General features: G+C 68.5%; 10 protein-coding genes. 3 read left to right on the top strand and 7 right to left on the bottom strand.

Features of this window, described 5'->3' with window-relative positions; all coding sequences use genetic code 11:
- Window positions 1–355: 355 nt before the first annotated feature.
- Window positions 356–1,657, top strand: coding sequence for a hypothetical protein (locus FGE12_RS14405; protein ID WP_153867036.1), 1,302 nt, complete (start codon window positions 356–358; stop codon window positions 1,655–1,657).
- Window positions 1,658–1,717: 60 nt separating this feature from the next.
- On the opposite strand, the gene FGE12_RS14400 is transcribed toward FGE12_RS14405, so the two are convergent.
- The 7 genes from FGE12_RS14400 to FGE12_RS14370 all read right to left on the bottom strand — a co-directional run bounded on the left by FGE12_RS14400 (window position 1,718) and on the right by FGE12_RS14370 (window position 10,378).
- Window positions 1,718–3,100 carry a hypothetical protein gene (locus tag FGE12_RS14400; RefSeq protein WP_153867035.1) on the bottom strand — a complete coding sequence of 461 codons (1,383 nt, stop codon included), beginning with the start codon at window positions 3,098–3,100 and terminating at the stop codon, window positions 1,718–1,720.
- Between the two features lie 643 nt (window positions 3,101–3,743).
- Entirely contained in the window at window positions 3,744–5,252 is a 1,509-nt protein-coding gene (locus FGE12_RS14395) for a long-chain fatty acid--CoA ligase (protein WP_153867034.1), read from the bottom strand.
- A 12-nt stretch (window positions 5,253–5,264) separates the two neighbouring features.
- The gene (locus tag FGE12_RS14390; RefSeq protein WP_153867033.1) at window positions 5,265–6,302 is read right to left on the bottom strand and encodes an alpha/beta fold hydrolase; all 1,038 of its coding nucleotides are present in this window, start codon (window positions 6,300–6,302) and stop codon (window positions 5,265–5,267) included.
- A gap of 2 nt (window positions 6,303–6,304) precedes the next feature.
- Window positions 6,305–7,969: a hypothetical protein gene (locus tag FGE12_RS14385; RefSeq protein WP_153867032.1), complete on the bottom strand. Its 1,665-nt coding sequence runs from the start codon at window positions 7,967–7,969 to the stop codon at window positions 6,305–6,307.
- Window positions 7,970–8,034: 65 nt separating this feature from the next.
- Entirely contained in the window at window positions 8,035–8,649 is a 615-nt protein-coding gene (locus tag FGE12_RS14380) for a hypothetical protein (protein ID WP_153867031.1), read from the bottom strand.
- A gap of 71 nt (window positions 8,650–8,720) precedes the next feature.
- Window positions 8,721–9,722 carry a 3-oxoacyl-ACP synthase III family protein gene (locus FGE12_RS14375; RefSeq protein ID WP_153867030.1) on the bottom strand — a complete coding sequence of 334 codons (1,002 nt, stop codon included), beginning with the start codon at window positions 9,720–9,722 and terminating at the stop codon, window positions 8,721–8,723.
- Complete coding sequence (locus FGE12_RS14370; RefSeq protein ID WP_153867029.1) at window positions 9,719–10,378, bottom strand: TetR/AcrR family transcriptional regulator; 660 nt, start codon at window positions 10,376–10,378, stop codon at window positions 9,719–9,721. The genes FGE12_RS14375 and FGE12_RS14370 overlap by 4 nt, the downstream gene beginning before the upstream one ends.
- Window positions 10,379–10,520: 142 nt before the next feature.
- Between FGE12_RS14370 and FGE12_RS14365 the strand changes: the two genes are divergently transcribed.
- On the top strand, window positions 10,521–11,267 hold the full coding sequence (locus tag FGE12_RS14365) for an SDR family oxidoreductase (RefSeq protein ID WP_153867028.1): 747 nt from the start codon (window positions 10,521–10,523) through the stop codon (window positions 11,265–11,267).
- 15 nt (window positions 11,268–11,282) lie between these two features.
- The gene (locus FGE12_RS14360) at window positions 11,283–12,215 is read left to right on the top strand and encodes a LysR family transcriptional regulator (RefSeq protein WP_153867027.1); all 933 of its coding nucleotides are present in this window, start codon (window positions 11,283–11,285) and stop codon (window positions 12,213–12,215) included.
- The last annotated feature ends 63 nt before the right edge of the window (window positions 12,216–12,278 follow it).

Below are 12,278 nucleotides of genomic sequence, written 5' to 3'. Positions count from 1 at the left end.
GCAGCAGCAGCAGCTCGGGCCATGACGTGTGCCTCCTCAGGGATGCAACACGCCAGCCCTCTCGCCTACCTCCCGGGCGCACACCCCGTGCGAGCCCTTCTGCATCTCGCGCAGTCCAACTAGCCGTGTCCTCCCTCTCCCTCTGGGAGAGGGTCGGGGTGAGGGACGTGGGGCTGCGAGCCCGCGTCCCTCCCCGCACAACTCCGGCCCCCAGGGCAGCACAGTGTCCGCTGCCCTCCGCCCGAGCCCTCGAGCCACCCGACTTCTGAACAGCCGCCCGCCGCTGGGCTTCCTTCCCGTGGGGTGAATTCCCACCCTGGCGTGCGGTTCGGGGAACGGGAAGGACGGGCGGGCCATGGTTCGTGCGGCACTCGCAGTGGCGGCGGCAGTGGCAGTTCTCGGTGGCTGCGGAGGCGCGCCTCAGAGCGCGGGCTGGGAGCAGCCCCCTGAAGCGCCTCCAGCAGCCCCCGCCGAGACCCCTCCCGACACCACGCCTGCCTCGACGCCGAAGCCTGCCTCCGAGTGGCTCATCACCGTGCCTGGCGCGGAGCACACGGACTTCTTCGCAGCCGCTGCTCCCGATGGTGGCGCTGTCGCGGAGCTGCGCAGCATCCTGGGCTCCGAGTCGAAGGCGAGCGTGCGCCGCTACGACCCGGAGGGCGCGCTCGCGTGGTCGCTCGACCTCCCTGCCCGGGAGGATGGCTCGGACGCTCCCGCGGTGACCGCGTCAGGCGAGGCGCTCGTCTGGCCCCAGTCGGGTGCGCGCATCCATCGCGTCAGTCCCCGCGGGGAGCTGGTCGCGAGCCTCTCCCTGCCGCGCCTCGTCTCCATCTGGCGCGATGGCGTCGTCGCCTCTCCGCTAGGCACCGCGCTCGTGCTGCCCGAGTTCAGCACGGCCTCCCTGCTCGGCCAGGTCATCGATGCGCAGGGGCACGTGGTGCAGGAGCTCCAAGGTAGCTCCGGGTCTTCCATCCGGGCAGGCGCCTTCGATGAGCGAGGCAACGCGGTGCTCTACGTGGAGCGGGGACCGGTGCGCCTCGGTGCGCGCCAGCTGGTTGGGACGGGCCGCCACCTGCTGAAGCTCAGCCCCTCGGGTGAGCTGCTGTGGAGCACGCCGGTGCTGCCGGAGGCCGAGATCGTCGATGTCGTGCGCTTGGTGCTCGACGGCAGCGGAGGCGTGTACCTGCTCGGAAGCCTGCATGGCCGCGCACACTGGGGAAGCAGCGAGCTCACGTACGAGCAGATGGGCCCGACCGGCCAGTCCGTCGTCGCCGCGTTTGCGCTGGCCGCGACCGCCGCGGGGGCGCCCCGGTGGGCACAGTTCGTTCCCGCCTATGGGCGCATCGCCGCGGGTCTTCCCGGCGGGGGCCTCGCGCTGCTGCGCGGCACCGCCTGCGGAGGCAGCCACCTGCTGGTCCTCGACGCAAGTGGCAATCTGCAGGCCGAGCAGCCCCTCGCGGATGCGCGCTGTGGCGCCGAGCCGGGTAACGTCAACCCCTCCTCGCTCGCTGCGACGAGTGACGGAGCGCTCCTCGTCGCGGGTTCGTACTCGGGCGTCGTCTACTTCGGCACGCGCCGCGTGGAGTCACCTGCGGTGGGTGGCTGGCCGATGTCTGATGCCTTCCTGATGAAGGTCGTCGTGGGGAAGCACGATTAGGCCGTAGCCCAGCAACAACTGCAGAGAGGGTAGGACGCCCTCTCTGCAGAACGTTACGATTTACGGTGAACTGCAAGTCTTCTGCGACACGCACGGATCGAGCACCTTAAGGTGCGCCGCGAAGTTGATGACGGTCGCGTCCTCGTCGGTAGCGTGGTTGTCTGGGAACACGCGTTCCTGAAGACGCCCCAAGTAGCGGTCGTCCCCGGTGCCCTCAACACCGTCTTCCCCCCAGTACAACCGCCAGCCGAGGTTCCTGCCGGTGTCGTACCAGCGGCGCACGCCTGAAGGGGTTGAATAGTATTGGTAGCCGGACTCCACCTCGAAGCCCCAAGAACCTGCGGTGTCACCTACGAAGGCGCCGTACTGATTTAGGGCCTTGAGGATCGTCCGCTTCCACGCCGGCAACGGGGAGTTGTCACTCGGGCGACGCAGGGCATCGATCTGCGCGGCGGTCAGATCATAGAAGATATGCGCACCCATGGCAGGTGCGTTCGGTGCATAGGGCCGATAGTCCACGTCGCCAGGCTTCTCCGGGGGGGTCGAGCACCACCGTCCCTTCGCCGCAGCCGGGAAAACGACGCCACGACGCTCGGTGGAAGCCGCGAGCCGGGCTGGTCCATCGAAATCATTGTGACAGGGGATGTCCATCATGAGCGCGTGGTTGATTTGCCCCGCCTCGAGTTCCTCGACACGGATACGCCCTAAGGTATTGGCGAACCACGCGGCAGTTCCCGCGCGCGCATTATGCAGCCCGTTATTGGTGAGTGGGATCCGATTCGCGTAGCTCACCGTGATTACGCCGTCCGTCTGCGGAAGTGTGGTGGGCTGAGGCGACTGCTGGGGCGCTTGCACCTGCCAGATGTCCCACTCGTAGCGAGGATTAGCCGATGGAGGATCAATCACGGTCAGGTGCGCATCCGGCCTGGCCACGCCGCGAGTGATGTCCGCGATCAACTTCCCGCCTTCCGGCATCGCCCATTTGGGAATGTGCACCGGCTGGTCATTGACTGGGCATGACCCGTCCAACGCCCCGCCCTCGAAATCATTGGCGCACTTGATGGTGTATGTGGGGTCTGTCACTTGCGCGTAGTACGTGGGCTCACCTGCATGACCGTCGAGCCGACCAAGGATCTCCTGCGGATTTCCCCATTGCGTCAGCACGGTCTGGAGACGGCTCGACTTGGTAGCATCGACGTGATTCGTCTTGGCGGTATCGGGAATCGGCTGATTGAAAGGGTTGCCGTCGTTGAGGAAGGGGCGCCAGCACGCTGCCGGGAATGCGTCAGGACCGTTTGAATTGAACGTCATGGTCGCCGGCGTCGGACTGCAGGTCGGCGGCTCCGCGCTACAGGTTTCCGACGGCTGATAGAAGGTACCGTCCGGCTTGCTCGCAAAACACCCGACATAAGCGGGGTCTGGCGATCCCTGGCAGATGGACATCCCAACGATCGGCGTGACGGTCAGTTGGCCATTGGGGTATGTGCATTCCTGAGTATTGCAATCTTTGTAAGCAGGAACGGCGTAACACGCGCCCCAAACGCCCGCGGTGCAAGTCTGCGTCGCAACGCAGCGAGAGTCGCCGCAAGACTGCGTCAATGGGCCAGAATAGCCATACTGCTGATTGTCGACAAAACCGTCAAAATCATCATCTCTCCCGTTACAGGTTTCAGGAGCCGGAGCGGGCGTGCAGTCACCCCAAAACGTGTACCGCCTGTTCCGAGTGTCATAGTCCTCCACACAAGTCTGAGTTCCCGAAGCACCATTGGCAGTGGTGCATGCTCTCTGGGCGTCTGTCGTGCAAACAATTGCTGCTGAAGCGGGCTCGGCCAATATCGCCGCAGACAGTAGAGAGAAGGCTAAAGCGAGTCGGGATGAAGTCTTCACTGCACCTCCGGGGGTTAGGGGAGATGCGAAGATCTACTGCTTTCCAGCTCTGCTCGAACTCGAGTGCAGGCTTCACTGTGAGTAAAGGCACAGTGTTCCGTTTATTACGTTGTTGCGCTTTAGCTGAGACAGGCGATGCGCGATTGCGCCGTCACGCGGGACCGACGGGTGTTAGCAAGCCACCCCTGCTAACAGCCACTCACGAAGCGCTGCGCGCAGCCATCAGCGCGCGCCGGTCCACCTTGCCCGCGGCGGTGCGCGGTAGCGCGGGCAGCAGCTGCAGCGAGCGCGGCCACTTGTAGCGCGCGAGCCTTCCCTCACAGACGCGGTGCAGCAGCTCCAGCGTGAGGGGCGCACAGCCCGGGCGCGCCACGACGAGCGCATGCGGCACCTCACCCCAGGTGCTGTCCGGCGCGCCGATGACGGCCACTTCCGCCACGGCGGCATGGCCCGAGAGCACGCTCTCCACCTCGGAGGGGTACACGTTCTCGCCGCCGGAGAGGATGACCTCCTTCAGCCGGCCGACAATGCGGAAGTGCCCGTCCGCGTCGCGCTCGGCGAGGTCCCCGGTGCGCAACCAGCCGTCGTCGAAGGCGCGCGCCGTCTCCTCGGGGCAGTTCCAGTAACCCGCGCAAACGTGCGCCCCGCGCAGCAGCAGCTCGCCCTGCGCGCCCTCCCCGTCCAGCCGCGCCTCCACGCCGGAGACCGGCACGCCCACCGCGCCCGGCTTGCGGCGCACCTGCTCGGGCGGGAGCCAGAAGTTGTTGGGCCCCGCCTCGGTGAGGCCGTAGCCGGTGCGGAAGTCCACGCCGCGCGCGAAGAAGCGCTCGAACACGGGCGGCGGGCACGGCGCGCCGCCGCTGATGACGAGCTTGAGGCGCGCGAAGTCCACCTGCTCGAAGCGGGGGTGGCGCTGCATCTCGAGGAACATGGTGGGCACGCCGAAGAGCAGGCTCACGGCGCCGCGCTGCACCTGGTCGAAGACCTGCTCCACGTCGAAGCCGCGGCACACCACCGAGGCCCCGCCCGCGTACACCAGCGGCGTGGTGAAGACGTTGAGCCCGCCGGTGTGGAAGAGCGGCGCGTTGAGCAGCGCCACGTCGCTCGCGTCCAGCCCCCAGCTCGCCACGGTGTTCTGTGCGTTGGCCTGCATGGAGCCGTGGGTGAGCACCGCCTGCTTCGGGCTGCCGGTGGAGCCGCCCGTGCCGCACAGCACCCAGGGGTCGCCGCAGTCCAGCGCGAGCGCGGGGAGCTCCGCGTCCGGGTGCGCCTCGCGCGCGGCGAAGGGCAGGTCCTCGAGAAGGTCCAGGGCCACGTAGTGCGGGAGCACGCCCGGCACCATCCGGCGCAGCGCCTGCGCCGTGGGGCGCAGCTCGGGGCCGTAGACGAGCGCGCGCGGGGCCGCGTCCGACACGAGCAGCGCGAGCTCCGGCGCGCTCAGGCGCCAGTTGAGCGGCTGGAAGATGGCGCCCAGCTTCGCGCAGGCGAAGAGCAGGTCCAGCAGCTCGGTGCAGTTGTGGGCGAGCGCCGCCACGCGCTCGCCGTGGGTGATGCCGAGCGAGTCGCGCAGGAAGTGGGCGGTGCGGTTCACCCGCGCGTTCCACGCGCCGTAGCTCAGGCGCTGCCCACCGCGCGCGGCGTCCACGAGCGCGAGCGCCTCGGGGTCGGCCTCCGCGCGCCGCAGCAGCCAGTCGCTCTCGATGGGCATCGCCAGGCCTCCCTACCGCGACGCGCCCAGTCCCTCCAGGAAGCGCCGCAGGGCGGCATTGTACTGCTCCGGGCAGTCCAGCTGCACGGAGTGTCCGCACCCGGCGAGCTCCACCATCGTGCTTCCCCGGATTCCCGCTTGTCCGTAGGCCATCACGTCGCGCGCGTAGCCGCCGTGCATGAAGGGGTTGGGGATGAGCTTGTCGTCCCCGCCGAAGAGGATGGTGGTGGGCACCTGGATGCGCGAGAGGCTGTCGCGCACGAAGTCGTCGTGCACCAGGCCGTCCACGCTGCGCACCTGCGCGTAGGCGTACGCGTCGAAGGCGGGCGTGGTGCTGAGCCGTACCCGCTCCTCGATGAGCCACTCCAGCTCCTTGCGCCAGTTCTCGAAGTTGCCCTGGCGCACCGAGCCCCAGATGGCGGACTCCGGCGTGGTCTTCACCAGCGTGGTGCTGAAGACGCGCTGGAACCAGAGCTTCTCGCGCGGGCTGAACTTCTCGAAGCCCGCGGGCGAGGTGAGCACGAGGGCCTCGAGCGCGTCCGGGTAGCGGATGGCGTAGGAGAGCGCCGTCTGCCCACCCATGGAGTGGCCGATGAGCACGGGCTTCTGCACGCCGAGGCTCTCGGCCAGCTCGTGCACCACGTCCGCCATGGCCTCCATGGTGTACGGGAAGCTCGCGGGCTTCTCGCTCTTGCCGTAGCCCGGCAGGTCCAGCGCCACCACGCGGTAGCCCTGCGCGGCGAAGGCATCCAGCTGGTAGCGCCAGAACTTGAGATAGCTGCCCAGGCCGTGCACGAAGAGCAGCGTGCGCGTGCCCTGGGGGTTGAGCTCCACGTAGGCGATGCGCGGCGGGTTCACCATGCCGTGCAGCGCGGCCGTCTTGGGCAGCGCGAGCTGCTTCACCGGCCAGGGCTTGCCGTCCAGCGAGGTGTAGGGCAGCTCCTCGAAGGAGAGCGGCGGGCGCTTCGCGTAGGAGGTGGCGCAGCCGGGGGTGGCGAGGACCGCGAGCGCGAGCAGGCCCGCGCGGCTGAGGGCTCGAGCGATGGTCATGGCTAGAACGCGTACCAGGTGAAGGTGGTGAAGAGGGCGTAGGGGTTCGCGGAGACGCGCGGCATGCCGTCGTAGAAATCGCCCTTGAACATGTAGCCGCCGTGCAGGCCCACGGTCATGAGGTAGCGGATGGTGTAGCGAAGCTCCGCGTTGATCTCGGTGCCGATGTACTTGCCGCGAGCAGACGTCGCATCCGCGAGCGCCACCGGATTCACCCCGCTCATCGCCGTGCCCACGCCCAGCTTGAGGTTGAGCTTGTTGGGGATGAAGTCGTGGGAGGCGCTCGCCAGCAGTGTCCGCAGGCCGTAGCCCTGGTTCGAGATGTCCGTGACTGCGCCCGTGTAGTTGTTCACCGTGCTGGTGAAGGGGAACAGCAGGAGCATGCCGTGGTTGAACCACACCGCCCCGGGCAGGCCGTACTCGTTGAGGGTGAACGCGCCCTTGTACTTGTCGTCGTTCAGGTCCGAGTCACCCGTGCTGAACAGGCCCTCAAGCCGCACGATGTCGTTCGCGCCGTGGCCGTAGCGGTACAGGAACTCGGCATCAGCCGACAGGCCGCTGATGTCCACGTGCTTGTTGAAGGTCGTATCGGGGTTCTGGCTCGTGAAGCGGCCGAAGTTGTACATGGCGAAGCCGCTCGCCCCGAACCGGCCCATGCGGAAGTCGATGTTGTGGTTGAAGTGCGCGCCCGCCCAGTAGACCGTGCCGTTGGGCCGCTCGATGTTGAAGCGCGGCACGCCAGTGAAGCCGCCCAGGCCTGTGGAAGAGGGACCGCTGCGCACGAGCCCCTCGTACGCGTAGGCGTCGCCCTTCGTGTCATCGCGCAGGCGCCAGAAGGACGCGCCTACGTTCGTGTTCGGCGCCAATGGGTACACGTAGTCGGCGCTGATGAGGTAGACGTACTTGAGGCGTGGATCGTCGCGCGCCGCCTTGTCCGACTGCGCGCTTCCCAGCGGCAGGAAGCTCAGCTTCGCGTGCCCCTTGTAGGAGCTGAAGACCGAGAGGCCGGTCGCATCCGAGCCGAGGAAGGTGAGCTTGTAGCCGGTCCGGGTGATGTCGTTGAGTGGCGTCCGGGTGGGGTCCTGGTAGCTGTCGTAGACGCTCTGGGTTCCGATGAGCAACGTGAGCTTGGTGGGGTCGCGGAAGGGATAGAACGCGACGTTGACGTTCTTCGTCTGGATGTTGATCTGGTCCGCGTTGAAGCCGCCGCCCTCGTTCTGCTGGACGGTGTTCGCCGACCGGCCCCAGAGGTAGTCGATCTCCATCTGCGCACGGAAGGCGGCGAGCCCATCCACGAACCAGGGCGTGTATTCGATGACGGGAATCCAGCGCTGCTCGATGTACGCGTTGGTCTTTCCGGACTCCACGCGCACGGAGCTACCGCCGACCTGCCCGATCGGACCGAGCGACACACCCTTGAGGCCTGAGGGATCACCCAACTGATTGGTAAGCGTGGCGCGGGTGAAGAAGTAGTTGATCAGCGAGAACTCGCGCGGCTGCGCGTCCTTCTCGCGCTCCTGCGCGTCCTGCCACTCCGAATAGGGAGCCGGGACGGACGGCCGCTGCGCCCACGCCGGCGCAGCGAAGCCGAGCAGGCCCAGGGCTAGCGCGAGCGCACTCCCCGACCGGAGGACATACGAACGACGTGCAGCGGCCCACTGCGACATGACGGCTCCTCGAGATGCGAGGGAAGGAGTGCGCCCAGGCGCACGGAGCGCCTGGGCGCTGAGCGCTACTGCTGGACGTAGACCTGCTGCGCGTTGCCCGTGAAGGCCGCGCCGTTCAGGGTCACCGTCTTTGAGCCGACCGCGCCGTTCACGCAGCGGTGACCCGTGGCCTGACCCGCGAAGAACAGCTCGAGGGTCATCGTCTTGCCGTCCTTGCTGAGCTTGCCACGGCCCTCCTGCCCGAAGCCGTTGTACGTGTACGTGACGTCGAAGCAGCTGCCGTCCGCGGCAACGTTCTCGACCAGCACGTTGGTCGTCGTGAACGGCGCGGCGTTCCCCGACTTGGTGGTGTTGTCGCAGATCGTGGTGCTGCCCTCGGTGCGGAAGGTGCCGAGGTCGCTGGTGACCGCGTACGTGGGGCCACCGGTGATCACCATGGTGACCTTGTTGTAGCACTGGCTGTACGAGCCGAGATTCTTGTTCTCGTCATACCCATTGGGGTGGCTCGGGATGTTGGCCCCCTCCATCAAGTAGGTCTTGCCCTCGAGATAGGTGTTGATCGCCTGGGCCGTGGTGAAGGCAGGCGTGGTGGGCTCGTTGGTGGTGCCCTCGTCGTCACCGCCACAGGCAGCGAGGCACAGCGAGCCGAGCATCAGGGCGGACAGCAGCTTGTTCTTCATTGTGGTGCTCCCTTCGACAGCGGTGGTGCGAGTGGTTCCAGAGGTGGGTTGAAGAATCTTCGGGGGGCCGCTCAGGCGGCGCCCTCCGTCCAGCGGAAGAGCGCGCTCGCCATGGCCAGGCCGCCGCCGCTCGCGCAGAAGGCGACCACGTCTCCGCGCTGCAGCTTTCCCTGCACCACGGCGTCGTCGAGCGTCATCGGGATGCAGGCGGAGCCGGTGTAGCCCCACTTGTCCATGGTGTAGTGCGCGCGCGCCATGGGCTGCTCGAGCCGCTCCATGGTGGCCTCGATGGTGCGCAGGTTGAGCTGGGTGAAGAGGAAGAGCTTCACGTCCCCGAGGCCCAGCTCCGCGCCCGCGAGCAGCTCGCGCAGCATCGCGGGCCAGCGCTCGGTGTTGAAGCTCGCGGGAAAGCGCCGCACGAACTCCACGTGGGGCCGTCCGCTCTCGGCGACGGCGTTCGCGGTGGCCGGACGGTGCGCGCCGCCGGTGTAGATGCCCAGCGCGTCGTGGTAGTCGCCGTTGGCGAGCAGCTTGGCTCCCAGGAACCCGGGCCGCTCGCTCGCGCGCAGCACCACCGCGCCCGCGCCGTCCGCGAACAGGGTGCAGGTGCGCTTGTCCTTCCAGTCCAGGAAGCGGCTCATGGCGTACGCACCCACCACCAGCACGTAGCGGTAGGCGGGGTCCGCGGCGATGCTCTTGCTCGCCACGTCCAGCGCCGTCACCCACCCGGCGCAGGCGCTGTTGAGGTCGAAGACCCCGGCGCGCCGCGCGCCCAGCTTCGCCTGCACCACGGCGCTGGTGGCGGGGCTCAGGTAGTCCGGCGTGTCGGTGGCCACGATGATGAGATCCAGCGCTTCCGGGGTGAGCCCCGCGCGCGCGAGCGCCTGACGGGCGGCGGCCACCGCGAGGTCGCTCGTGGCCTCGTCGTCCGCCATCACGTGGCGCTCGGCGATGCCCACGTGTTCGCGCAGCCACGCGTCCACGGGCTCCCCCAGCCGCCGCTCCAGCTCGGCGTTGGTGACCACGCGCTCGGGCACGTAGCGCCCGGTGCTGAGGATCTCCGCAAACCTCATCGTGCGGGCTTCCGGGTGCCGGCGCCCTTCGGGGCGCGCGGCTTCTCCGAGGGGTCCATGCCGTGCGCGAGCAGGCTCATCGCGGTCTCCAGCACCGCGTCCAGCTCGCGCCCGTTCTTCCACAGCACCCAGCGCATCCCGAGGAAGTCCGCGATGCCCATGAGGCAGTACGCGAGCGCCTCGGGGTCCATGCGGCGCACCTGGCCCTCGTCCATCGCCCGCGAGAGCCCGCGCACGTAGCCTTCCGCGAGCTTGTCGTAGTAGCGGTGGTAGGCGGCCTCGTCCACGAACTCCGCCTGGCGCACGATGCGGTAGAGCGCGCGGTGCTTGCTCGCGAACTCGAAGAAGACGCGGAAGCCCTCGCGCTCCACCTCGAGCCGGTCCGTGAGCCCCGCCACGCTCTCGGCGATGAGCCGGCGCAGCCGCGTGCCCATCTCGTCCACCAGCTCCACGTACAGGCTCTTCTTGTCCGGGAAGTAGACGTAGAAGGTGCCCAGCGCCACGTCCGCCTTGCGGGTGATGTCCGCGATGGAGGCGGCCTCGTAGCCCTTGGCGCCGAACACGGCCTCCGCCGCCTTGAGCAGCTTCTGGCGGGTACGCTGGCCGCGCGCGGTGGGCGGAGTCGCTGCGGTGGCTGAAGTTGAATCCCGATTCATATTTCAGATGAACAGAGCACTGCGCGCGGGCGCTTGTCAAAGGACTCGGCGCGCAAAATGCGCGAGGATTCGCCCCGCGCGCGGCAACGCGACGCGTCAGCCGCAGCAGGGCACTCTTCCCCGGGCAGTGGAGGCACGAGCGATGGAGCTGAAGGACCTGAAGGTGATCATCACCGGCGGTGCGCAGGGCATGGGCGCGCACTTCGCCAAGCGGCTCGCCGAGGCCGGCGCGAAGGTGGCCGTGGGGGACGTGAACGAGGCGCGGCTCGCAGAGCTGCCGGCGGGCATCCAGCGCCGCAAGCTGGACGTCTCGAAGGAGCAGGAGTGCGTGGACTTCGTGGCGTGGGCGCACGGCGCGCTCGGCGGCCTCAACGCGCTGGTGAACAACGCGGGCATCCTGCGCGACGGCCTGCTGGTGAAGAAGGACCGGGCCACCGGCGAGGTGAAGCGGCTGCCCACCGCGGACTGGGACGCGGTGATTGGCGTCAACCTCACTGGCGCCACCCTCATGGTGCGCGAGGTGGTGGCGAAGATGGTGGAGACGGGCGCGGGCCCCGGCGTGGTGGTGAACCTCTCCTCCATCGCGCGGCACGGCAACCGCGGGCAGAGCAACTACGTGTCCGCCAAGGCGGCGCTCGCGGCCAACACCTTCACCTGGGCGCGCGAGTTCGCCCCCTTCGGCATCCGCGTGGGCGCGGTGGCCCCGGGGATGATCGAGACCCCCATGACCCAGGGGATGAACCAAAAGGCCCGCGACCAGCTCGTCGCGAACATCCCGGTGGGGCGCATCGGGCTGCCCGAGGACATCTGGCGCGCGGTGAAGTTCGTCCTCGAGTGCGACTACTTCAACGGCCGCACCATCGACGTGGACGGCGGCCTCACGATGTAGCGACACTGGCCGCCCATGACCACCCGCAAGCTCGTGCGTCACCTCGTCTGGCTCGAGTCCTTCACGGCCGCCGTGGAGGCGGGGAGCCTGGAGGGTGCGGCGGAGCACCTGGGCGTGGCGCGCTCGGTGGTGAGCGAGCACCTGCGCGCGCTGGAGGACGCGCTCGCGGGTGGCGAGCCCCTCCTCGAGCGCGGGCCCGGGCGCCGGCTGCAGCTCACGTCGCGCGGGGAGCGGCTCTACGAGGGCAGCCAGACCCCGCTGCACCAGCTGGACCTCAAGCGCCTGAGAGACCTCGCGAGCACGGGCTCCACGCTGCGGCTCGCGCTCAACCCCACCCTCTCCACCGCGCTCTTCGCCGGCATCGCGAAGGACGCGGCCGCGGGGGACCTGAAGCTCGCGGTGAGCTTCGCCGGGCCCTACGAGCTGGTGCGCCAGCTGCAGTCGCGGCAGCTGGACCTCGCGCTCGCCTTCACTCCCCTGCCCCCGCACGGCGGCGTGGAGACGGCGGTGCTGCTGCAGCTGCCCTTCGTCGTGCTCGCGGCGCCGCAGAGCGCGCTCGTGGAGCGCCAGGGCGGCCGCCGGGCGGTGCGCGTGGAGGACCTGCAGGGCGAGGCCTTCGTGGACTGGCTTCGCAACGACCCCTACGGCGGCGCGAACAGCGCGCGCTTCGCCCAGCACGGCGTGAGCGTGCAGGAGGCGGCGCGCGCCGAGAGCTTCCTGCAGCTGTACGAGCTGCTGCGCGCCTACGGCGCCTGCGCCATCGCGCCGGACCTGCGCCCGATGCAGCCCTTCCCCCCGGACCTCCACGTGTGGCGGCTGCGCGAGGAGGCGCCGCAGACGGTGGAGATCGTCGCGCTGTGGCCCACCGGCGGCCCGGGCGCAGAGGCTCAGCGCATCCTCGCGGGCCTGCGCCGACGGCTCGGTGCGTCAGGCGGAAAATCGAAATAGTCTTCGGTTTTTATCGGATTCTCGTTGGCCCCTCCCGTGCCCATATTCGGGGCCTGGAGAGGA

The organism is Aggregicoccus sp. 17bor-14, from assembly GCF_009659535.1.
Lineage (GTDB): Bacteria > Myxococcota > Myxococcia > Myxococcales > Myxococcaceae > Aggregicoccus.
The sequence above is the reverse complement of the archived record's forward strand: the minus strand, read 5'-3'. Positions and strand labels throughout refer to the sequence as shown.